The organism is Francisella hispaniensis FSC454 (assembly GCF_001885235.1).
Lineage (GTDB): Bacteria > Pseudomonadota > Gammaproteobacteria > Francisellales > Francisellaceae > Francisella > Francisella hispaniensis.
The window spans coordinates 1649532-1673424 of record NZ_CP018093.1; the positions used below are offsets into that span (position 1 = coordinate 1649532).

Sequence of the window (23893 nt, forward strand, 5' to 3'; positions counted from 1 at the left end):
TAACAAACAACTTGCTTGCGACATTAAATAATAAGCTAAAGCGTTTCTACCAAATTTTTACCTAAAAAAATTTTCTAGAAGCCTTTTAGCTAACTAAAAGGAGTATAAAATGTCTAAAAATTACTTATTTACTTCTGAATCTGTATCAGAAGGACATCCAGATAAACTAGCTGACCAAATATCAGACGCAATCCTAGATGAGATTTTAAAACAAGATAAAAATGCTCGTGTAGCATGTGAAACTTTAGTAAAAACTGGCATGGCTTTGGTTGCCGGGGAAATTACAACATCTGCTTGGGTAGATATTGAAGAGCTAGTAAGAAATGTTATTACAGAAACAGGCTATGATAATGCTAACAAAGGTATTGATGGTAGAACTTGCTCTGTAATTAATGCTATTGGCAAGCAATCTAGAGATATTGCTCAAGGCGTAGATCGTGGCTCTCTAGAAGATCTTGGTGCTGGTGACCAAGGATTAATGTTTGGCTTTGCCACAAATGAGACACCAACACTAATGCCATCAGCTATTTACTACTCTCACCTATTGATGAGAAAACAAGCAGAACTTAGAAAATCAGGGAAGCTTGCATGGTTAAGACCAGATGCGAAAGCTCAAGTTACATTAGCTTATGAAAATGACAAACCTAAATTTATTGATACTATAGTATTATCTACACAACATAATGAATCAATCTCTCAAAAAGAGTTACATGATGCTGTGATTGAAGAAATTGTTAAAAAGGTTATTCCTAACGAACTAATTACTAAAAATACTAAATATCATATTAACCCAACAGGTGTATTTTTAATTGGTGGTCCTCAAGGTGATTGTGGCCTTACAGGAAGAAAAATTATTGTTGATACTTATGGCGGTGCTGCTCATCATGGTGGTGGTGCTTTCTCTGGTAAAGACCCTTCTAAAGTTGATCGCTCAGGAGCATATATGGGTAGATATATAGCCAAAAACATTGTCGCTGCTGGTCTAGCTGATAAGTGTGAGGTACAAGTGGCATATGCAATTGGCGTAGCAAAACCAGTTTCACTTATGGTTAATACTTTTGGTACTGGAAAAATTACTGATAACCAAATAGAAAAGCTCGTAGCTGAAATTTTTGATCTCAGAGTTGGTAAAATTATCGAAAATCTTGACCTCCTTAGACCAATTTATCGCAAAACTTCTAACTATGGTCACTTTGGACGTGAATTACCAGAATTTACTTGGGAAAAAATCGATAAAGCCGATATTCTTAAGTCAGCAGCTAGAATATAATAATATTTTTCATTAAGTATTTCTCTCTATTATCTTGAAATATTTATTTTAAGCTCAAAGTAGAATCTAAATAAAGTCTTTTGTTGGAAAAACTATTTTTCAAATAGCATTGACGACAATATCTAAGGCAAAAATCTTGGTGATCCATTATTTAAGACCATAAATTTGGATATCGTTTCTTTATAAATTTTAACAGCTTCTGAGTGACTATTTTGCAAAGCCATATGTAATCCTGGTGTTCCATCCGGTATTTTAGCAGCTAATAGTTCTTGTTTATTAATTCCAGCAAGATTAAATATACCTTCTATATAAACTTTTACAGCTTCTGAGTGACCATCTTGCAAAGACATAAATAACCCTGGTGTCCCATTTGGTATTTTAGCAGCTAATAGTTGTTGTTTATTAATTCCAGCAAGGTTAGATATACTTTCTATATAAACTTTTATAGCTTCTGTGTGACCATCTTGCAAAGCTATACATAATAGTTTACATAAATCATCTTTATCTAAATTATTAGTAACATATTTAACGGAAATATTTCCTTCTTGGTAAGAGTGTGTCAAAATGCTCAAAGCTTCTTTCGAATAATTAAATGCACAAAGTACTTCACTATATAATGATCTACTACTTGTTATAAGTTTATGAATATCATGATTGATTAAATATATTGGCATATAATTAGAGCTTTTGCCTACTGAAATAATATGACCTGGCGCGCCTAATGAAAAAGCAATAGGTTCTTTACTGTTATCAATCTTATCAAAAATATCATTAATCAACTCTTTCGTTAACATATTTAATTCTTTAGCTATAACAAAGATTTTTCTATTTTTCTTTTTTCTTTTTGATTTGTATTAGCTGAGAAAAAGTTTGTTGCAATCTCATAATTTTGACCTCCAAATAATAGATTTTTGTAATTGTGGTATATTTGAACTCCATCAAGCCAATTTAATATATCTAATAATTTTATTTCTTCAGAATCTAGATTTTGCTTATTCTTCCTTTTTTCATATGCTACATTTATTTTTTCTACAATTTCATCAATCGCATCATCTTGATTATTGTTATGTTGTAATAATGTTTTTTCTAAGTATTTTATTCTGCTAATATATGTTTCTAAATCATCTCTTATAATAGCTTGTATAGCCATATAAGCAATTCCGTAACACATTCCTAGATTACTAACTTTATACCCTAGTTTTTCTTGTAGTTTTAATAGATCAATATCCATTAAAATTACTTATTGTTCTTATAACAATATTCTTATTCTATAATAAAAATTTCAAAACCTATCTCTTTTTATACAACAAGATACAGTTGAATGTGCTAATAAAAAATTTATCTAAAAATTTTAAAAGTATAGATAATCTAATATCTATATTAAAAAATGCTTAATCTTAAGTATATAAGTTTGACTTATACTAACAAAATAATAAAGTTAATAGCTTTAGTATCTATATTGTGTATCCTCATAAAATTGCTAAGTATAAAGAAAACAATTTCTAGGAAAAAATATTTAAGAACTCAGAACTCTTACTTTAGATATGGCTTTGGTATAATTTACAATATTATTCAAAAAATAGCTTTTTGAGCAAAGACTTCACCTCTGTACTTAAAAATATTTAATAAAAGAGGCACATTCTGTTATCCTAAACTCGTTTCAGATTTTCAATGAAATCAATACTTATAGCGAGATGCTGAAATACAATTCAGCATGATCTTTTTATCTGTGGCTAGCAATAGTAGCTCTATTTATAATCAAACCAATATAAAACTGCTAGTATCGATATAATTATGTCTCTAGCTAGTCAACTTTATAATTATTTTGGAGAGAAAAGATAAATAACTTAATTATGTTTTAGTTTACACTCTCAAAGAAATATAAGATGTTTTACAACTATGACAATACAAATTTCAATAGGATAGATAAGACAATAAGAGTATAAAATAGTGGTACTTAGGCAATAGTACTAGCTTTATTATATTTTTTCTTAGCTTGGATAAACTCAATTTTTAAATCTTTATATTTTGATTTAATTTCTTTAATATCAGCTTTAGACAATACATTATCTTTCTTAGCTTTCAAGTACTCTTGCTTAGCGTTATACATATTTTTAACATTTGCAACAAGCTTAGCATACTTCTCTTCAATACCTAGATGGAAAGTTTTATTTTTCTTAGTTAATGCTTCCTCTAATTTAACTTTTGCTTTAGCAATTTCAATTAAATGCTTAGGTGTTGTTTTAAGATCATAACACCAGCCAATCTTAGCTAAGCCAGCAATAAACCACTTAGATGGGTCTAAATCAAACCATCTAATACCATTTCTATAATCGCCAGCAAAAGCATGATGATAATTATGATAACCCTCACCGCCTGTTACTATAGCTGTTATCCAGCTATCCCTAGCAGTATTTTTTGTAGAATAAGGTCTTTTACCAATAGTATGTGCTAAAGAATTGATACAAAAAGTTGCATGATGAACCAATATAACTCTAAGTAGACCGCCTAATAGTAAAAAACCCAAAGCACTGTGCCAAGCAGCCGTAAGTGTATGACCGCTCAAGAATCCGAATATAAAACCTAGCAATGCAGGCAACCCAAAACACGATAATATCGCTAAAACAGTGTAATGATTATGCTGGAATACTAGTGCCTTATCTTTTAGAAGATCATTTACACCTCTGATCTCTTGAACATCAGGACTACTATGTCTTAGTAACCAACCAAAATGTGAAAACCAGAAACCACGTGTAGCAGCATATGGATCTTTGATAGGATCATCAACATCTTTATGGTGTTTTCTGTGATCTGAAGACCATTGAATTACACTATTTTGTAGCGCAGCTGTGCCAAATAATAAAAGAGCATAACTTACTATTTTGTTTGCCTTATATGTTTTGTGTGACCACAGTCTATGGTAACCCATTGTAATACCAACACCAGTAAGCATATAGAAGACTACTAAACATACATAGTCTGATGTTGAAAAGCCATAAGTCATAGCATACCAAGGAATAGCTATAAGCGCTACCAATGGTAGAAGTAGCAACCCAAAAACACTCTTCCAGACTATGCTACCTTGTTTTTCTATGGTTTGGTGTATCATTTCATTATTATTCATTTGGAACCTTTGTAACCCTTTTTAGATTGATCCACTTTGTGTGGATATTGAAACTTATTACAGCTTAATAATAGCATATCGATGATTTTTTTGATAGTAATTTGTGTAAATCCTAGATTGATGATCTCGCTTTGACATTAACCTCTAAATTAGAGTCTTTAAAACCATTTACATACCTATATGCTCCTGCTAAAGCAATCATTGCACCATTATCTGTACAATATTTCATTGGAGGGAAAAATATCTGATAGCCTTTATTTCTAGCCAATAAGTCTAACTGTTGACGCAATAATTTATTTGCACTAACTCCGCCTGAAATAACCAATCTTGTATTTTTAGTTTTTTGTAATGCTTTAGCACATTTAGAAACTAAGACATCTATAGCCGCTTCTTGGAATGCGTAGCATAGATTTGCCTTATTCTCTAATGACTGATCTTGTTCATCATACCATGTATTTAGCACAGCAGTTTTTAATCCACTAAAGCTAAAATCTAAATTAGGTTTATTTTTCATCGGCCTTGGTAGAATATACTTAGACTTATCATTAGCTTGATCAGCTAAATTTGCCACCTCAACTCCACCAGGATAACCCATGCCTAAAAGCTTAGCTGTTTTGTCAAATGCCTCACCTGCTGCATCATCAATTGATTCACCAAGTAGACTATACATACCAAACTCTTTTACCTCAAATAGTTGTGTATGTCCTCCAGAGACTAACAAAGCTATGAAAGGATATTCTATATTACTATTGTGATCCAATAATGGTGATAAAAGATGTCCCTCAAGATGATGAACTGCAATTGTATCAATATTATGGATTAAGCCTAGTGTTTTGGCAAATGTAGCTCCAACCATCAATGCCCCAACTAAACCAGGCATTGCGGTATATGCTATACAATTAATATCTTCAAAGCTAAGACCAGTTTCTTTGAATATTTTCTTAGCTAAAAGATTAAGCTTAGCGATATGCTCACGCGAAGCAAGCTCAGGAACAACACCACCATACTTCTTATGCAACTTGACTTGGCTGTATAATTCATCTACAATCAATTTCTTTTTTGAATAATCATATATCGCTAAACCTGTTTCATCACAGGAGCTCTCAATACCAAGTACTATCATTACTTTTTAGCGCTACCACTTGTTTTAGTTATCTGAATAAACTTAGTTATAAAAGAGCCAAGCAATAACCCTAAAACAAAAGCTATAGACATTAAGACGATTAATGGCAGTGTAGTAGTACCAAAAATATAGTCAAAGCTTACTTTATCAGTATTTAATATTGATAATATAACTATCACTATTATCAATATCCCAAAGAATATTTGCCAGAAGAGCTTTGCTAACATATCAAACATTTACCACAATTATTAATACTAGAATATGCTCTTTATTATAATTTAAAATATTTGAATAATAAAATCTTATTTGGATTGAAAAATTGAGAAAATAAATAAAGATTAGAAATCTAGTGACTCAAGAGCGTTTCTTAATGACTCTTCAATATCTTCATTAATATCTTTATCTTCTTTTTGAGATTGAATACTATCAAAAGAAACTTCTTCAGGACTAAAAGATGATAAATCAGTAAACACCATATTATCTTCAACCCCTAGTTCTTCTCGCATTTTTTCAATCTTATTTGATTCTTTTCTTACTGCTAGACCAGTACCTGTTGGTATTAATCTACCGATAAGAACATTTTCTTTAAGTCCTCTTAAATTATCAATTTGTGAATTTATCGAAGCCTCAGTAAGCACTCTTGTTGTTTCTTGGAAAGAAGCAGCTGATAAGAATGACTCCGTAGATAAAGAAGAACGTGTAATACCCATTAATACGAGCTCATACTCAACTTCTTTTTTACCTTGCTTACGCAGTTTATCATTTTCTTCAAGTATTCTTACTAACTCAATACTTTCATCTTTGACAAACTTACTATCACCTTCATCAAGGATTACAGCTTTTCTTAACATTTGTCTTACAATTGTCTCAATATGCTTATCATTGATTACAACACCTTGCATACGATATACAGACTGTGCTTCGATAAGGATATAATCAGCAAATTCTTCAAGACCTTTGTACTTAAGCAAATCATGTGGATCAGTAGGACCATCAGCTAAAACATCACCCCTAGAAACCTGTTCACCATCAAAAACTACTAGGTGACGAGACTTAGGTAATAATATCTCTTCAAGAATATGGCCATTTTTATCTATAATCTCAATACGCTGTTTCTCTTTAGTGTCTCTGTTACCAAGCCTAACCATACCATCACATGGAGAAAGTATTGCCGCATCTTTAGGACGTCTAGCTTCGAAAAGCTCAGCAACACGTGGAAGACCTCCAGTAATATCTTTGTTCTTAGACCCTTCTAGAGGAATCTTAGCTACGATATCACCAACCTCTAGTATAGAATCATCAGCAACATTTAGTACTGCTCCAACTGCTAGAGGTATTGACTTAAGCTCAGCACCTTTTTCATCAACAATCTTAACAACTGGTTTTAAGTTTTTAGATGTTGTTTTTTGAGATATTGAAGTTATCTCAATAGTTTGCTGACCAGTCAAATCATCATAGGTATGTTTAGACGTTATACCATCAATCACATCCTCAAGAATAACTTTACCAGCAACATCTGTAATTAATGGCTGAGCATGCGGATCCCACATAGCAATTACATCACCAATTTCTACAGCTTTACCACTAGCTAAAGGAAGGACTGCACCCATAGGGATCTTATGCTGTTCTCTCACTCTACCCATAGTATCAGAAACGATAATCTCACCTGCACGAGATATAACAATTTCTTGACCTTCTTTGTTAGTTACAGTTCTAATATTCTTAAACTTAATCTTACCAGCAGTTTTAACTTTAATGTCAGAAACTGTAATACCTAAAGACGCGGCACCACCAGTGTGGAATGTTCTCATTGTCAGCTGCGTACCTGGCTCACCAATTGATTGAGCAGCAATTACACCTACAGATTCACCAACATTAACTTGTCTTTCACGCGCTAGATCACGACCATAACACTTAGCACATAATCCTCTGCGTGTTTTACAAGTTATTGGTGATCTGACTTTGATCATATCAATACCATTATCATCAAGTAACTCAACAAGATTCTCATCTAATAAAGTACCTGCTTCAAGCAATACAACCCCCTTCTCAGTAACCACATCTGCCGCTAAAGTTCTTCCTAAAGCTCGCTCCACTAGAGGAACTTTGACTTCACCATCTTCAACAATAGCTGAGAACATCAAACCATCATCAGTACCACAATCTTCTTCAATAACAACTAAATCTTGAGCCACATCAACTAGTCTACGCGTCAGATAACCTGCGTTAGCTGTCTTAAGAGCTGTATCAGCTAGACCTTTACGCGCACCGTGAGTAGATGTAAAGTACTGCAATACTGACAGACCTTCTCTAAAGTTTGCTGTAATTGCAGTTTCAATCATCGTCCCATCTGGTTTTGCCATCAGACCACGCATACCTGCAAGCTGTCTCATTTGGTTGTAAGAACCTCTCGCACCTGATTTAGCCATCATATATACAGAGTTGAATGACTCAATTTCTTTTTTCTCACCGTTAATAGTAACAGTGTCTTTAGATATAGCATCCATCATCGAAGCTCCAACCTCATCTGAAGTCTTACTCCAAATATTGATAATATTGTTATATCTCTCATTTTCAGTAATTAATGAAGACTGATACTGTTCGGTAATTTGCTTAATTTCTTTTTCTGCTTCTTCAATTTTAGCTTCTTTGTTATCAGGAATAGTCATATCATCAACACCTACAGAAACACCTGACAATGTTGAATATTTGAAACCTGCATACATTAACTTATCTGCTAAAACTACCGTAGCTTTACCACCTAAGACTCTAAATGCCTGATTAATAATTTTAGAAATTTCTTTCTTAACTAGTACTTTGTTTAATAAGGAGAAAGATAAACCTTCAGGTAGTATATTTAATAAAAGTGCTCTACCAACAGTGGTATTAACTACACCTTTCTCATTGTATGTGTTACCTTTAGTATCAAATACTTGTCTATCTATTCTTAGTTTAATCTTAGCATGGATATCTATAGTACCTGAGTTGTAAGCTCTGCTTACATCTTCATAACTAGAGAATAACTTACCCTCGCCACGAGCACCCTCTTTTTCTCTAGTAATATAGTATAGACCTAATACAATATCCTGAGTAGGAGTAATAATAGGTTGACCAGATGCTGGTGATAAGATGTTGTTTGTTGACATCATTAATACTCTAGCTTCTAGTTGCGACTCAACTGTTAATGGTACGTGTACAGCCATTTGGTCACCATCAAAGTCAGCGTTAAACGCGGCACAAACTAATGGATGTAGCTGTATAGCCTTACCTTCAATAAGTCTAGGCTCAAACGCTTGAATACCTAGTCTATGTAATGTAGGAGCACGGTTTAGTAATACCGGATGCTCATTAATTACAGTTTCAAGAATATCCCATACCACAGCTTCCTCAAGCTCAACCATTCTCTTAGCCTGTTTGATAGTAGTTGCATGGCCGCCTAACCTTAGCTTAGAGTATACAAATGGTTTGAATAACTCTAGTGCCATCTTCTTAGGTAAACCACATTCATGAAGTCTAAGTGATGGACCTACTGTAATTACTGAACGACCAGAATAGTCAACACGCTTACCTAATAAGTTTTGACGGAAACGACCTTGTTTACCCTTAATCATATCTGCTAATGATTTAAGTGGTCTTTTGTTAGAGCCTGTTACTGCTCTACCACGTCTACCATTATCTAATAAAGCATCTACCGCTTCTTGTAACATTCTCTTTTCATTTCTGACGATAATATCAGGAGCATTTAAGTCTAATAGTTTTTTAAGTCTATTATTTCTATTAATTACCCTACGATATAAATCATTAAGATCAGAAGTCGCAAATCTACCTCCTTCGATTGGTACCAATGGTCTTAAATCCGGTGGTAATACAGGTAATACTGTCATTACCATCCACTCAGGTTTATTACCAGAAGCTTGGAAAGTTTCAAGAAGTCTTAATCTCTTAATAGCTTTTTCTTTCTTCGCGGTAGATTTACTCTCTTCATATTCAGCTTGAAGTAACTCGATCTCTGACTCGATATCAGTATCTGCTAATAAATCTCTTATTGCTTCAGCACCCATAGATGCTTCAAACTCATAACCATAATTTTCTAATGCTTCAGCATACTCTTCATCTGTAAGAAGTTGTTTTTTCTCTAATGGAGTCATACCTGGGTCAGTAACTATGTATGACTCAAAGTATAAAACTTTCTCAACATTCTTTAATGGCATATCCAAGAATAAACCAATTCTAGAAGGTAAAGACTTTAGATACCAAATATGCACTACAGGACATACTAAATCAATATGCCCCATTCTTTCTCTTCTTACTTTAGCTTGCTCAACCTCAACACCACAACGCTCACATACTACGCCACGGTGCTTAAGTCTTTTGTACTTACCGCATAAGCATTCATAGTCTTTTATCGGACCAAATATCTTAGCACAGAATAATCCGTCTCTTTCAGGCTTAAATGTTCTATAGTTTATAGTTTCTGGTTTTTTAACTTCACCATGAGACCACGAACGAATAACCTCAGGTGATGCTAAAGATATTTTAATAATATCAAACTTTTTACTATTGTAATTTTGATGTAGGATACCGTTATTCACTGGTAATTCTCCTATACTTTTATTTTAATAACAAAAAATAAGTAGCTTTAAATTAAGATGCTTATTCTTCCTCAGATGAGTAGTCAAAATCCATATCTATACCCAATGCTCTAACTTCATTTCTTAAAACATTGAATGACTCTGGAACATCTACATTCATAGTCAACTTACCATCAACTATATTCTTATACATTTTAGATCTACCCGCTATGTCATCTGACTTAACTGTTAGCATCTCTCTTAATGTATAAGCAGCACCATATGCTTGTAATGCCCAAACTTCCATCTCACCGAATCTTTGTCCACCAAACTGTGCTTTACCACCTAATGGTTGCTGTGTAACTAAACTATATGAACCAGTCGATCTTGCATGCATCTTATCATCTACTAAGTGATCTAGTTTTAGCATATACATATAACCAACTGTTACATGTCTGTCAAAAGGCTTACCAGTACGACCATCAAAAAGTTTCATCTGACCATTAGTTGCAAAACCACCTATTTTCAGTAGAGACTTGATGTCTTCTTCTTTAGCGCCATCAAATACTGGAGTAGCAATAGGCACACCATGTTTTAGGTTTTCACAAAGAGTTAGTATCTCTTCATCATTTAAAGCCTCAAGATTAACTTTCTTATCACCAACGCTATTATATACTTCTTCCAAAGTCTTTCTTAGTTCAGCTACTTTTCTAGTTTTCTCAAGAGCTTTTTCAATTCTCTTACCCAAACCATACGAAGCTAAACCTAAGTGTGCTTCTAAAATCTGCCCAATATTCATACGCGATGGGATACCTAAAGGATTTAGACAAACATCAACAGGAGTACCATCTTCCATATACGGCATATCTTCAACTGGTAATACACGTGAAACCACACCTTTGTTACCGTGACGACCAGCCATCTTATCACCTGGCTGAATACGTTTTTTAATCGCAACAAAAACTTTAACAGTTTTAAGTACACCAGGAGATAGCTCATTACTTTGAGTAATAGATTTTTTCTTAGCTTCAAATTTAGCATCTATAGCGATTTTAGCTTCTTCATAATACTCTCTAGCATTTTGAACTTTCTCTTCAAGCTTCTCATCCACAAAAGAAATTTCTAGCCATTTAGAGAAAGGTAGCGTTGCTAAAAATTCTTTTGTAAGAATAGCACCTTTTTTAAGTCCTTTTGCTTTTTGGATTTTTGCACCAATAACATCTTGTTCAATTGATGATTTAACTACAGATTCAATTACTGCAAATTCCTCATCAAAATCCTTACGTGCTTTATCGATCAATTCTTTTTCAATCTTAAGTGCTCGCTTACTTTTACCGCCTTTGTCATTCTCAAATACTTGTACATTAATAACCGTACCAGAAGTACCACTTGGCATTCTTAATGAACTATCAGCAACATTTGATGCTTTTTCATTAAAGATTGCCCTAAGTAGTCTTTCTTCAGGAGTTAGTTGCTGCTCAGCTTTTGGAGTAATCTTAGCTACCAAAATATCACCAGCTTCGACATTAGCTCCAATATGGACAATCCCTGATTCATCAAGTTTTGCCAAGCTAGACTCACTAACATTTGGGATATCTGCAGTTATTTCTTCAGGACCAAGCTTAGTATCACGAGCCACACATGTAAACTCTTCAATATGGATACTAGTATACTTATCATCTTTTACTATTCTTTCAGATAGTAAGATTGAATCCTCAAAGTTATAACCATTCCATGGCATAAAAGCAACCATCAAGTTATGTCCTAGAGACAACTCACCAAAATCAGTTGCAAAACCATCAGCTAAAATATCGCCGGCTTCTACTTTATCTCCAACATTTACTATTGGACGCTGATTGATACAAGTATTTTTGTTTGAGCGTTTAAATTTAGTTAGACTATAAATATCGACCAAATCACTAGTTTGTGATTTTTCAGTATCTACTTTAATAACGATTCTATTAGAATCAACTTCCGCCACTTCACCAGCATTTCTTGCAATAATACAGTTACCAGAATCTCTCGCAACAATCTTCTCCATACCTGTACCGACTAAAGGCTTCTCAGATTTAAGAGTTGGTACCGCTTGACGTTGCATGTTTGCACCCATTAATACCCTGTTAGCATCATCATGCTCAAGGAAAGGAATTAGTGCGGCAGCTGCTGAAACCATCTGTTTAGCAGAAACATCCATATACTGAACTCTACTTGACTCAGTAAATATTGCCTCACCACCAGAACGACATTGAATAAGATCTTCAACAAAATGGTTATTTTCATCAAGTTTAGTTGATGCTTGGGCAATTACATAATTATCTTCATCAATAGCAGATAAGTATTCAATTTCATCTGTAACCTTACCATCAACAACTTTTCTATATGGTGCTTCTAAGAAACCATAATCATTAACACGAGCATAACTTGCTAATGAGTTAATTAGACCAATATTTGGACCTTCCGGAGTCTCAATCGGACATAATCTACCATAGTGTGTTGCGTGAACGTCACGCACCTCAAAACCAGCTCTATCACGCGATAACCCACCTGGACCTAATGCTGAGATTCTTCTCTTGTGAGTTACTTCAGATAGAGGATTATCCTGATCCATAAACTGCGATAAAGCGCCCGATGTGAAAAATTCTTTAATTGCTGCTGTAATTGGCTTAGAGTTCACAATATCTTTAGGCATAAGCTTATCTTTATGTACTAACGACATACTCTCACGAATACCTTTCTCTACACGATAAAGCCCTATTCTAAATTGATTTTCAACCATTTCACCAACAGAACGCACACGTCTATTGCCTAAGTGGTCAATATCATCAACTTTACCTTTACCATCACGGATATTTATAAGCTCTTCAATTACGCCAACGATATCACTATTTTCTAAAGTATAGATATCTTTAGACACCTTATCTGAGCCTAATCTAGCATTTAGCTTCATTCTACCAATGTCAGAAAGGCTATATCTACTTTCAATAAAGAACAAACCTTCAAATAAAGCTTTAACTGAAGCTGCCGCAGGGAGGATCACCTGGTCTTAAAACTTTGTATATTTCAACAAGAGCCTCATCAGTATTTCTTGTAAGATCATACTTTAGAGTATCAGATATATATCTACCTCTTTCTGTAGTTATAAAATCAATAACCTCAAGCTCAAGCATGCCTATTTCTACGCATGCTTCTAATAAATTTTCTGTAACATCATCATTTGCATAAGCTATAACTTCACCAGTAGCCTCATTAATGATATCTTTTGCAACTCTAAGAGTGCTTACTAAATCAAAATCAATTGCAACAGAATCAACTCCAGCATCTTTGATTTTCTTAATATCTCTTGAAGTTAATTTCTTATTCTTTTTAGCAATAACATTATCTTGAGCATCAACGATGTCAAACTTAAGCACTTCACCTTTCATATTTGAAAGGTTATCAAGTCTAAGTGCAAAACCTTTGCTATTAAAAGTAATTGTCTTGCTCTCAGAGAAATTCTCTAATATTTGCTCTTGAGTATAACCAAGAGCCTTTAAAATAACTGTAGCACAGAATTTTCTTTTTCTGTCAATCCTAGCCCATATGATACCTTTTGAGTCAAATTCAAAATCAAGCCATGAACCCCTATATGGAATAATACGTGCTGAGAACGCTCCTTCTTCAGAGTCATCCTTACTAAAGAACACCCCTGGTGATCTATGTAACTGAGAAACTACTACCCTTTCTGTTCCATTAATGATAAAAGTACCGTTAGTTGTCATCAGCGGAATATCGCCCATGTACACATACTCTTCTCTAATGTCTTCGACAATTTTCTCATTTGGAAGCGCATCTTTATTATATACAACCAATCTTAACTTCACATTTAATGGTGCATCATAAGTGGCACCACGAACCTGGCATTCAGTTTCATCGAAAGTAGGCTCACCAATTTGATAATCAACATAGTGAAGTTCATATTGACCATTTTTACTCTCAACAGGGAAAGACTGTTTTAAAACCAATTCAAGACCAGAGTGCAATCTTCCTTTAGCTGCATCTGCAGTCAAAAATTTTCTGTATGACTCTGTTTGAATAGAAAGTAAATATGGCACATCTAAGATATGAGGAAGAACCCCAAACTCTTTACGAATTCTTTTTTTCTCAGCGTATGAGTAAGACATCAAAAACATCCCTAAGATTTTGTTTACACAAAATAAAAAGCAAATATGACTATATTTGCACCAATATCTATGTATCTTTCAATACTAGAAAGACTAGAGGCCAAAAATTGACCACTAGTCATAAATTTCTAAAAACTATAGTTTAGAATTTTATTATTTAAGCTCAACTTTAGCGCCAGCTTCTTCAAGTTGCTTTTTAAGAGCTTCAGCTTCTTCTTTAGAAGCAGCTTCTTTAACTGTGAAAGGAGTACCTTCTACAGCATCTTTAGCTTCTTTAAGACCTAGACCAGTTGCGCCTCTTACTGCTTTAATAGCAGCAATTTTATTTGATCCAGCATCAACTAAAACAACGTCAAACTCAGTTTTCTCTTCAGCAGCTTCAGCAGGACCAGCAACTGGACCAGCAGCTACAGCTACAGCTGCAGCAGCAGAAACACCAAACTTATCTTCCATCATTTTAACTAAATCACACACATCCATAACGCTCATTTCAGCAACAGCATTTAAGATATCTTCTTTTGTTATAGCCATTTTATAACTCCTATTTATTTAACAATTAATTCTTTTTTTAGCTTTCTAATAAGCCAGTGCAATTATTTACTATCTCCAACAGCAGCAAATACTCGTACCGCCTGAGACGGAATCTCATTAAGAGTACGAACAAACTTAGTAACTGGTGCTTGCATAACATTAAGTAATGTAGCAAGTGCCTCTTCCCTAGTAGGAAGCTTAGCAAAGTCATCTAACTTTTCAGGACCAAACAGTTCACCAGACATAGCCAAATTCTTAACTTCAAAAGCATTATGATCTTTTTGAAAGTTTTTGAATAGCTTAGCTGCTGCACCTGGCTCATCCTTAGAAAGAGCAAGAACAAGAGGACCTTTAAGAGCATCAGCAAGACACTCTAATTCAGTTCCTTTAATTGCTAAACGTGCTAAGTTGTTACGCACAACTCTTAAATAAACCCCAGACTCACGAGCTTGTTTTCTTAATGAAGTCATTTCATTAACAGTCAAACCACGGTAGTCTGCTACTGCTGCAGACAATGCTGAGGACACTTGTTCAGCAACTTCAGCAACAATTGCTTTTTTATCCTCTATTCTAAGTGCCATATCGACTCCTTATTTATTGTCCACACTTTTATTTAATTAACACGATATTTAGACCAAAAAGGTTGTCAACATCGTCTGCGTAGGATAAATATTAAGCCAAGCAAGCTTGACTCCTACGGTCTTTGATCGTTGCATTCACATACAACCCAAAGAAATTGCAAAGCAGTATTTTATATGCTCAAATCTGAAAAGTCAACATTTATTCCTGGACCCATTGTACTAGATACAGAAACTTTTTTCAGATAAACGCCTTTAGATACTGCTGGCTTAGCTTTTTTCAGATCAGTCAATAACTGCTCTAAGTTTTGCTTAAGCGCATCGCTAGTAAAGTTTACCTTACCAATAGTAGTATGAATTATACCAGCCTTGTCAACTCTATATCTAACTTGACCTGCTTTAGCATCTCTAACTGCTTTAGCAACATCCATAGTCACAGTACCAACTTTAGGGTTTGGCATAAGACCTTTAGGACCTAGGATTTGACCCAGTTGTCCAACCACTCTCATAGAATCTGGAGAAGCGATTACAACATCAAAATCCATATTACCTTTTTTAACTTCATCAGCTAAATCTTCCATACCAACAACATCAGCACCAGCTTCTTTAGCCGCATCAGCTGCAGGACCTTTTGCAAAAACTGCTACTCTAACAGTTTTACCAGTTCCATTAGGTAAAACTGAAGCTCCTCTTACAACTTGATCAGATTTACGCGGATCCACACCAAGAGCTACAGACACATCTACAGACTCAACAAACTTAACAGAAGAAACTTCTCTTAAAAGATCAAAAGCTTCTGATACTGGATATTTTTTCTCAGCATTAATTTTTGCTGAGATTTCTTTCATTCTTTTTGAAACTTTAGCCATCATTAAACCCCTTCTACTTTTACGCCCATACTACGAGCAGAACCAGCAATAATTCTTACAGCAGCATCTAAATCAGCAGCTGTTAGATCAGGATCTTTAACTTTTGCGATCTCTTCTAATTGCGCACGAGTTATAGTTCCAACAAACTCTTTAGAAGGCTTTGATGAACCTGATTTTACATTAATTGCTTTCTTAATTAAGTAAGAAGCAGGTGGCGTCTTCATTTCAAATGTAAAGCTACGATCACTATAAACAGATATTTCTACCGGTATTGGCATACCTGCCTCCATACCTTGCGTCTTAGCGTTAAATTCCTTACAGAATCCCATAATATTAACACCGTGTTGACCCAATGCAGGACCAATTGGCGGACTAGGATTCGCTTTCCCTGCTGCAACTTGCAACTTAATAATAGCTTCTATTTTTTTCTTAGCCATTTATTTTTCTCCAAATTTAGGTTGATAGCACTTATATAAAGATATAAGCTCCCCAATATCTTAGTTGAATACTAAGATTCTTTTTCAACTTGAGAAAACTCAAGCTCAACAGGAGTAGATCTACCAAAGATAGATACTGCCACTCTTAATCTTGACTTCTCATAGTTAACTTCTTCAATAACGCCAGTAAAGTCATTAAATGGTCCTTCCAGGACTCGAACAACTTCACCAACGTGATAAGATTTTCTTAATCTTGGCTCTACAGTAGATTTGCTTCCTTCAACAAAACCTAATATTCTTTCCACTTCCGCTTTACTCAAAGGTATTGGCTTACCCTTAGAACCAACAACAGTTAGCACTCGTGGAACCGATTTAACAAGGTTCCAAGCATCAGTTGATAAATCAGCCTCGATCAAAACATAGCCTGGAAAATATTTTCTTTCGCTCTTACGCTTTTGCCCACCTTTCATCTCAACCACATTTTCAGTAGGAACAAGAATTCTGCCAAAGTTATTTTTCAATCCAGCTATCTCAATATTTTCTTCAAGCTGAGCTTTCACTCTTTTTTCGTAACCTGAGTGCACCTGCACAACATACCAAAGCATACTTATATCCCTTTATTAACCCAGAAAATACTGAATAAAATTCCCAAATATAACACCAAATAAAGATATTATCAGCGCAAAAATTATTACCACAACTATCACCATTAGAGAAATAGTCATTGTCTCTTTACGTGTAGGCCACACAACTTTTGCCAATTCAAGCTTAGAAGCCTGGAAAAATGCCCAAAAACGACGTCCTTGATTTGTAAATCTAGCAACAACTACAGCAAGCAACACAACAATAACAGCCAAAGATGTATTATAAGTGCTATAGCTATCTCCCAAAATATCCGAATACATTGTGACAGCAACGCCTACAACAATAATTGCCACTACAGCCAACCATAGCATTAAATTATTAGTTTTAGAGATTTTTTTAACCTCAGTGGTCTTTGTTACACCACTTATCCATACTTTATTATTATTAAAACCTTGATTCTTTTTCACAAAACAATCCTTCAAAAATGTAATTTATACACAGGAAAATCATAAATGTAGCCTATAAAATAACATACAGAGAGTATAATATCAAGAAATAAAAAAGGCAGTGCTGCAAAAATCACAACACTGCCTTAATTATGTGGCAGGCCAGGAGGGACTCGAACCCCCAACTTGCGGTTTTGGAGACCGCTGCTCTACCAATTGAACTACTGACCTACAATATTAATTATCAATTACTCGATAATTTTAGCTACAACACCAGCACCTACTGTTCTACCACCCTCACGGATTGCAAAGCGTAAACCCTCATCCATCGCGATTGGGTTGATTAGTGTAATAGTCATCTTAACGTTATCGCCAGGCATAACCATTTCTACACCTTCCGGAAGCTCAACCGCTCCAGTAATATCTGTAGTACGGAAGTAGAATTGTGGTCTATATCCTTTGAAGAATGGAGTATGTCTACCACCTTCTTCTTTAGATAATACATAAACCTCAGCTTCAAACTTAGTATGTGGCTTAATTGAACCTGGCTTACATAATACTTGTCCACGCTCAACGTCATCTCTCTTAAGACCACGAACTAGGATACCAACGTTATCACCAGCTTCCCCTCTGTCTAGAAGCTTACGGAACATTTCAACACCAGTTACTGTAGTCTTCTGAGTTGGACGAATACCAACAACTTCAACTTCATCACCAACGTTAACAACGCCACGCTCAATACGCCCTGTTACAACTGTACCACGACCTGAAATTGAGAACACATCTTCAATTGGAAGAATAAATGGCTTCTCAGTATCACGCTCAGGAGCAGGTATATAGTCATCCATAGCTTGAACTAGCTCAACAATCTTCTCAACATATGCTTCATCACCTTCGATAGCTTTAAGAGCTGAACCCATAATAACTGGAGTGTCATCACCTGGGAACTCATACTGATCTAAAAGCTCACGAACTTCCATCTCAACTAACTCTAATAACTCTTCGTCATCAACCATGTCACACTTGTTTAAGAAAACAACGATCTTTGGTACACCAACCTGACGAGAAAGCAGAATGTGCTCACGAGTTTGTGGCATAGGACCATCTGCAGCAGAACATACTAGAATAGCGCCGTCCATCTGTGCAGCACCAGTAATCATGTTCTTAACATAGTCAGCGTGTCCTGGACAGTCTACGTGAGCATAGTGTCTATTAGGAGACTCATACTCAACGTGAGAAGTATTAATAGTAATACCACGCGCTTTTTCTTCTGGTGCACTATCAATCTCATCAAATTTACGCGCCATACCACCGTTCTTCTCAGCCATAACTTTTGTAATAGCTGCTGTAAGAGTAGTTTTACCGTGGTCAACGTGACCAATTGTACCTACGTTTACATGCGGCTTCGAACGCTCAAATTTTTCTTTAGCCATTTTTTACTCCATTTTTTTTCAACAAAAAACAATAACTTCAAATATGGTGCTCACAACCAGACTTGAACTGGTGACCTCTCCCTTACCAAGGGAGTGCTCTACCACCTGAGCCATGCGAGCTTGTATATTTTATTAAAACTATTTTAGGTGGAGCGGGTGATGGGAATCGAACCCACGCTATCGGCTTGGAAGGCCGAAGTTCTACCATTGAACTACACCCGCATGGTGGAGGGAGCAGGATTCGAACCTGCGAAGGCTGTGCCGTCAGATTTACAGTCTGATCCCTTTGGCCGCTCGGGAATCCCTCCCCTAAAACTTTTAGATAACTATAAAGTTTATTTGACTAAAAATCAAGCTTTTTTGTATTTATTGTTTACTTTTGAGTATATTAGTAATCTTTCACAAAAAAACTGCTATTATCTTACTATGCTTAACTATAAATGTAAAGTAATGCACTAACATTTTTATAAAACAATTGATAATTTTTTTGCTCTAGTCATTGCAACATAAAGAATCTGATTTCTCTCACTAATATTTGTATTTAGCTGAATATCTTTTAGTAACACAAACACTTTGCTATATGTTGAACCTTGTGCCTTATGTGCCGTAACTGCAAAACCATAATCGAGATCTTTTTTGATTAAATTGTTTTTAGATCTAGGCCTACCATCACGGTAGCTATTAATATCAATCAGCAACAGGTTATTTTTACGAAATTCATAATATGTATTCCATAATTTATCTGACCTGGCAATTTCCAATAAACTATCATGTATTTCTGCATAATCATATAAGTTATTTTCATCTTGAGAATCTATTACAAAAATATTCCTTTGCTCAAAACCTTTAAATATTTTTGCTTTCTCTAAAATATTTACTGTATAACCATATAATCCATTTACATTCTTTTGTCTTTTGGACACATCGAGAACTTTATAATCTATGCAATTATTTATCAGAAATGCTTCTTTTGAATTAGCTTTTATCGCTCGATAACCTGTTAACACATCTCCCTTCTCAACAAGTTTTACATCATCACCAAACACCAAATCCCTGATAATGCGATTTGATTGCATCACAGTTTTATTTCGCCAAGCTATTAACTTAGCATAATTTGGATCAGTTTTTGCATGAATAGAACCAAATACTTTGATTAATTGCTCACGAAATTCCTCATTTGAGTTTACAAAAAGTATTCCTTCTGCTGCTTCACTTAAAAGAGTTTGCTTTTTGATTAGAAAGTCTGGCAAATCGTTATTAACGTTGCGAAGTTGTTGACTTAGTGGCGCTAATGGATTATCACTTGCCTGACGCATCAACTCTGTCAACTGATAACTGTTTTCAAGTGCAAAGATTGGACTTAACTGGTCTCCAACTGGTGGTATTTGTGCTTGATCTCCCAAAAAGAGCACTTTTGTTTCTAATGATTTATTTATCTCATAGTCAATTAGCTCAAAGAGTGCTGTATTTATCATACTAGCCTCATCTATTATAATGAGATTATAGTTGCGAATAGTCGCTTTTTTAATCTGTCCAAACACCGGATCATTTGGATTAAAATCTTCTAGATTTATATCTGGTTGTAAACCTAACAACGAATGAATAGTATAACCTTGTGTAGCTGTTACTTGAGATATAACAGCATTAGCTTTACGGGTAGGCGCCGACACTATAGCCTTTTTAGGATATTCATCAAGAATTTTTTTCACGACAGTAGTCTTTCCAGTACCAGCAAAACCAGATAATAAAAAATAATAATCTTCACTTTTAAGAAATTTCTTGATTTGCTTTACTGCTTCTAATTGCTGTTGATTAAGAATTATTTTTTGACCATTAGGTAAATAGAGGATCCTCTCTGAAGAAAGAAAGTTTTTTTGCATTATTTATCTGTTTGAGTAAATCTAGTAATTACTTTAGACATGACAAGATTATTTGAGATTACAATTTGATTGCCATTCTCATCATCAAGCTTAGTATACAAAAAACCAATTGACTTAACTGTACCTTTGGTACCGCCAATATCAACAATTTCTCCAATCTCAAAAGGTTTACTAAATGCCAGCATAATACCAGAGGCAACGATATTATAAGATGTCTTTAGCGACATTGAGATACCAAAAACCACGCCAGTTAGAACCCCTGTAATAGGAGATATCGGCACCCCTATTTTTGCTAAAGCAATCACAACCACTAGCACTAAAAAAATTGTATAAACTAGACTAGCTAAAAATTGTGATACTGTTTTGTCGTACTCTTTCAACAAGCCATACACAAGAGACTTTATATGTTTAGATACCCAAAAACCGATAACTAAAATAACAACCGCAACCAAGAGATTAATGAGAAATGAACTACTATTACTTACCTGATCAAACATCCTTATTTTCCTTATATATTCTTTTTGCTCTATTAAGCATATATACCGATATAGTACTTAAGATTATTGATATAACTGCGAATAATAACTCTTCAAATACTATATCATATTGATGCTGAGCAGCTATAGCATGAACTATAAACAAAATATTTTCTATTATAAATAAAGCCATACTTACAGCAAAGGCAGATAAACATACAGCAAATCTATATAGAAAAGATGTGATAGCAAACAATAATAATAAAGGATAAATAACTATCTGTAATACATCTATAAAAAACTGATGCGGCTCTTCAACGCAGCTAAAATTATATCTTATTGTTAAAATATAAATTAAAGCAAAAACAAGGAAAGTTGCAAATAAAATAGCTGTATTTTTATTTATAAAAGTATCGACAAATTGAACATATCTTCTTCTTGAAAATAACAATCCACAAACCGTCATAAAAGCTGCCCCAGAAATAAAACCATCGTATGAAAAAGTATTTTCTAAATAGATATGATGAATAACATAGCCATAACCACCTAAACTAAATAAGAATATCGAAAAACAAATCCAAAAAGCAACATCCCAAGACTTTTGCTTAGCAAAAATATAACTTAGAATCACACAACATAAGAATAAAATAAAGGAAATAAGTAATCTCAAAACATCATCTGCTAGTAATGGTATTAAAGTTATTTCACACATTATCTAAAAAACTCCCTCTATCTTTAGCAATAGGTAAAAAGCTGAGGCAATTACACTTCCACAAATTGGACCAAGTATTGGTACCCAAGCATAACTCCATTGTGAAGAACCCTTTCCTTGTATTGGCATAATAGCATGAAATAGTCTTGGACCAAAATCCCTAGCTGGATTAATTGCATAGCCTGTAGTCCCGCCTAAGGACATTCCAATCACAACAACCACAAATGCTACTGGTATACCTCCTAGAGTGCCCATATCTACTGGATAAGTCGTTGTTATACTAGAATCTCCAATATGTAAGACAACACCATGCATAGTCAAAATAGCTAAAATTAAAACAAATGTCCCTATTACTTCACTAGCAAAATTTGCTGGTAAATGCTTAATTGCTGGTGATGTACAACAAGTCGCTAATTTTAACTCGGGATTATCAGTTGCTGAATAATGAGGATAATACATAATCCACACTAATAGTTGACCAAGCATCGCTCCTATAATCTGACTTATGATAAATGGTAATACCCAACCCCATGAAAACTTGCCCGCAAGAGCTAAAGCCAATGTCACAGCAGGGTTCAAGTGAGCGCCACTGATTGGTCCCGCCACTAACACACCAATAAAAACAGCAAGACCCCAAGCAAATGTAATAACTATCCAGCCACCATTATGTGCTTTTGTCTTATTTAAAACTACACCCGCAACAACACCATTACCCAAAAGGATAAGTAGCATTGTACCTATTAATTCTGCTATACATGCTGCTAACATAATTGCCCCAACTATTTACCGTTTTTTCTTACTGACTGTTTAATCAAACTCAAAATATACTCGAAATCATTATCAGAACTTATTTGAATCTCGTAATCCCCGTTTCCTAAATGCCCTGTATTTGACATATCTCTAGCAATTTCCTTAGGATCATCCAAACTCCCGATTGGCATATTTATCCATATCTTTAATGCTTTTTTCTGAACTTGCACATCAATAATATTTTTAGCTCCAACAAAAGCAATATAATGCTTAGTTGGTTTAATATCGATATCTCCAAAGTTTAGAACAGCAACCTTAAGTTGCATATAAAGCTCTTTTATTTCATCAGAAGCTTTAGATACAAGATCTTCTTCAGAGTAAACTTTGATTTCTTTACTAACACTATCTATAGCATTGTCCTTTTTAGAGATAGTTTTTATACTCTCTTGTGAATCTGCTTTACGAATCTGCTCATATGAAATGGTTTTGTTTTCATATCTTTTAACTTCCCATAGTTCTATAGGTAAGTCTTTAAAGTTTATAGCTTCTCTTTGATAGTTAGTAAAAGCTTGGGATATAAATATAACTCTTGATTGAGACCAATCAACATCTTTCCTATTTAACGACTGCTCCGAACCCTCATTATACTCTAAAATAAAATCTGCTTTATTATTCAACATTAAAGATAGATAAGCATAACCCTGATCAATAACACTAAAGTTCTTATCTCTCTTGTATTCAATAATTACAAAAGACTTTGTATCTCTATCAAATGCGAGAGAATCAATCCTAAAGTTATTAAGAGCAAACTCTGATTTAACAAGCTCCAAGCCAAATACAATTTGAATATTCTCTTCTGTTAATGCCTGAATCTCTTTCTCTAATCGAAAAGGCTTCTCTTTTATATACTCTAAAGATTTATCAATTTTAAACAGCGCCACGCCAAAA

17 protein-coding genes, 4 tRNA genes and 2 pseudogenes are annotated in these 23893 nt (G+C 34.5%); 1 reads left to right on the forward strand and 22 read right to left on the reverse strand.

All coding sequences use genetic code 11. The annotated features are described in order from the left end of the window. Window positions 1–109 precede the first annotated feature (109 nt). The gene (metK, locus tag FSC454_RS08165) at window positions 110–1270 is read left to right on the forward strand and encodes a methionine adenosyltransferase (RefSeq protein ID WP_014548909.1); all 1161 of its coding nucleotides are present in this window, start codon (window positions 110–112) and stop codon (window positions 1268–1270) included. Between the two features lie 149 nt (window positions 1271–1419). On the opposite strand, the pseudogene FSC454_RS08170 reads toward metK, so the two are convergent. From FSC454_RS08170 to FSC454_RS08275, 22 genes and pseudogenes are all read right to left on the reverse strand, one after another. Continuing rightward, window positions 1420–2501, reverse strand: a pseudogene (locus FSC454_RS08170) (hypothetical protein); the annotation flags it as partial. Between the two features lie 726 nt (window positions 2502–3227). Next, complete coding sequence (locus FSC454_RS08175; RefSeq protein WP_014548911.1) at window positions 3228–4394, reverse strand: acyl-CoA desaturase; 1167 nt, start codon at window positions 4392–4394, stop codon at window positions 3228–3230. A 112-nt stretch (window positions 4395–4506) separates the two neighbouring features. Beyond that, window positions 4507–5517, reverse strand: a complete 1011-nt coding sequence (tsaD, locus tag FSC454_RS08180; protein ID WP_066045334.1) for a tRNA (adenosine(37)-N6)-threonylcarbamoyltransferase complex transferase subunit TsaD — start codon at window positions 5515–5517, stop codon at window positions 4507–4509. Then, complete coding sequence (locus FSC454_RS08185; protein ID WP_044247485.1) at window positions 5517–5753, reverse strand: lipopolysaccharide assembly protein LapA domain-containing protein; 237 nt, start codon at window positions 5751–5753, stop codon at window positions 5517–5519. The genes tsaD and FSC454_RS08185 overlap by 1 nt, the downstream gene beginning before the upstream one ends. 102 nt (window positions 5754–5855) lie before the next feature. After that, window positions 5856–10109, reverse strand: coding sequence for a DNA-directed RNA polymerase subunit beta' (gene rpoC / locus FSC454_RS08190; protein ID WP_066045333.1), 4254 nt, complete (start codon window positions 10107–10109; stop codon window positions 5856–5858). Between the two features lie 61 nt (window positions 10110–10170). Next, window positions 10171–14248: pseudogene (gene rpoB / locus FSC454_RS08195) on the reverse strand (DNA-directed RNA polymerase subunit beta). Between the two features lie 153 nt (window positions 14249–14401). Next, on the reverse strand, window positions 14402–14779 hold the full coding sequence (gene rplL, locus FSC454_RS08200; protein WP_003024808.1) for a 50S ribosomal protein L7/L12: 378 nt from the start codon (window positions 14777–14779) through the stop codon (window positions 14402–14404). 62 nt (window positions 14780–14841) lie between these two features. Beyond that, entirely contained in the window at window positions 14842–15360 is a 519-nt protein-coding gene (gene rplJ / locus FSC454_RS08205) for a 50S ribosomal protein L10 (RefSeq protein WP_014548916.1), read from the reverse strand. A 170-nt stretch (window positions 15361–15530) separates the two neighbouring features. Next, window positions 15531–16226 (reverse strand): 50S ribosomal protein L1, encoded by a 696-nt coding sequence (gene rplA, locus FSC454_RS08210; RefSeq protein WP_044247491.1) that lies wholly within the window; start codon window positions 16224–16226, stop codon window positions 15531–15533. 2 nt (window positions 16227–16228) lie between these two features. Beyond that, entirely contained in the window at window positions 16229–16663 is a 435-nt protein-coding gene (rplK, locus tag FSC454_RS08215; RefSeq protein WP_066045329.1) for a 50S ribosomal protein L11, read from the reverse strand. Window positions 16664–16734: 71 nt separating this feature from the next. Beyond that, window positions 16735–17268 (reverse strand): transcription termination/antitermination protein NusG, encoded by a 534-nt coding sequence (nusG, locus tag FSC454_RS08220; RefSeq protein WP_014548918.1) that lies wholly within the window; start codon window positions 17266–17268, stop codon window positions 16735–16737. A 15-nt stretch (window positions 17269–17283) separates the two neighbouring features. Next, on the reverse strand, window positions 17284–17715 hold the full coding sequence (gene secE, locus FSC454_RS08225; protein ID WP_066045327.1) for a preprotein translocase subunit SecE: 432 nt from the start codon (window positions 17713–17715) through the stop codon (window positions 17284–17286). A 134-nt stretch (window positions 17716–17849) separates the two neighbouring features. Beyond that, window positions 17850–17925: transfer RNA gene (locus FSC454_RS08230), tRNA-Trp, on the reverse strand. 17 nt (window positions 17926–17942) lie between these two features. Continuing rightward, window positions 17943–19127, reverse strand: a complete 1185-nt coding sequence (gene tuf, locus FSC454_RS08235) for an elongation factor Tu (RefSeq protein WP_014548920.1) — start codon at window positions 19125–19127, stop codon at window positions 17943–17945. A 44-nt stretch (window positions 19128–19171) separates the two neighbouring features. Continuing rightward, a tRNA-Thr gene (locus tag FSC454_RS08240) sits at window positions 19172–19247 on the reverse strand. A 28-nt stretch (window positions 19248–19275) separates the two neighbouring features. Next, window positions 19276–19349, reverse strand: a tRNA-Gly gene (locus tag FSC454_RS08245). 1 nt (window position 19350) lies between these two features. Further along, a tRNA-Tyr gene (locus FSC454_RS08250) sits at window positions 19351–19435 on the reverse strand. A gap of 156 nt (window positions 19436–19591) precedes the next feature. After that, entirely contained in the window at window positions 19592–21007 is a 1416-nt protein-coding gene (locus FSC454_RS08255) for an ATP-dependent DNA helicase (RefSeq protein ID WP_066045326.1), read from the reverse strand. After that, entirely contained in the window at window positions 21007–21504 is a 498-nt protein-coding gene (locus tag FSC454_RS08260) for a mechanosensitive ion channel domain-containing protein (protein ID WP_014548922.1), read from the reverse strand. The genes FSC454_RS08255 and FSC454_RS08260 overlap by 1 nt, the downstream gene beginning before the upstream one ends. Continuing rightward, a complete protein-coding gene (locus FSC454_RS08265; protein ID WP_066045323.1) occupies window positions 21497–22195 on the reverse strand; it encodes a hypothetical protein in 699 nt (232 codons plus the stop codon). The genes FSC454_RS08260 and FSC454_RS08265 overlap by 8 nt, the downstream gene beginning before the upstream one ends. Before the next feature lie 3 nt (window positions 22196–22198). Then, window positions 22199–22963, reverse strand: coding sequence for an MIP/aquaporin family protein (locus tag FSC454_RS08270; protein ID WP_066045321.1), 765 nt, complete (start codon window positions 22961–22963; stop codon window positions 22199–22201). Between the two features lie 11 nt (window positions 22964–22974). Continuing rightward, window positions 22975–23886: a DUF5655 domain-containing protein gene (locus FSC454_RS08275; protein WP_066045319.1), complete on the reverse strand. Its 912-nt coding sequence runs from the start codon at window positions 23884–23886 to the stop codon at window positions 22975–22977. Window positions 23887–23893 lie beyond the last annotated feature (7 nt).

Excerpts from the sequence above, each read along its gene's own strand:
- rplK (WP_066045329.1), bottom strand. The coding sequence starts at position 16,663 with ATGGCTAAGAAAAAAATAGAAGCTATTATTAAGTTGCAAGTTGCAGCA.
- rplJ (WP_014548916.1), bottom strand. The coding sequence starts at position 15,360 with ATGGCACTTAGAATAGAGGATAAAAAAGCAATTGTTGCTGAAGTTGCT.
- FSC454_RS08175 (WP_014548911.1), bottom strand. The coding sequence starts at position 4,394 with ATGAATAATAATGAAATGATACACCAAACCATAGAAAAACAAGGTAGC.
- FSC454_RS08255 (WP_066045326.1), bottom strand. The coding sequence starts at position 21,007 with ATGCAAAAAAACTTTCTTTCTTCAGAGAGGATCCTCTATTTACCTAAT.
- FSC454_RS08260 (WP_014548922.1), bottom strand. The coding sequence starts at position 21,504 with ATGTTTGATCAGGTAAGTAATAGTAGTTCATTTCTCATTAATCTCTTG.
- FSC454_RS08185 (WP_044247485.1), bottom strand. The coding sequence starts at position 5,753 with ATGTTTGATATGTTAGCAAAGCTCTTCTGGCAAATATTCTTTGGGATA.
- rplL (WP_003024808.1), bottom strand. The coding sequence starts at position 14,779 with ATGGCTATAACAAAAGAAGATATCTTAAATGCTGTTGCTGAAATGAGC.
- nusG (WP_014548918.1), bottom strand. The coding sequence starts at position 17,268 with ATGCTTTGGTATGTTGTGCAGGTGCACTCAGGTTACGAAAAAAGAGTG.
- tsaD (WP_066045334.1), bottom strand. The coding sequence starts at position 5,517 with ATGATAGTACTTGGTATTGAGAGCTCCTGTGATGAAACAGGTTTAGCG.
- tuf (WP_014548920.1), bottom strand. The coding sequence starts at position 19,127 with ATGGCTAAAGAAAAATTTGAGCGTTCGAAGCCGCATGTAAACGTAGGT.
- FSC454_RS08270 (WP_066045321.1), bottom strand. The coding sequence starts at position 22,963 with ATGTTAGCAGCATGTATAGCAGAATTAATAGGTACAATGCTACTTATC.
- rplA (WP_044247491.1), bottom strand. The coding sequence starts at position 16,226 with ATGGCTAAAGTTTCAAAAAGAATGAAAGAAATCTCAGCAAAAATTAAT.
- FSC454_RS08265 (WP_066045323.1), bottom strand. The coding sequence starts at position 22,195 with ATGTGTGAAATAACTTTAATACCATTACTAGCAGATGATGTTTTGAGA.
- metK (WP_014548909.1), top strand. The coding sequence starts at position 110 with ATGTCTAAAAATTACTTATTTACTTCTGAATCTGTATCAGAAGGACAT.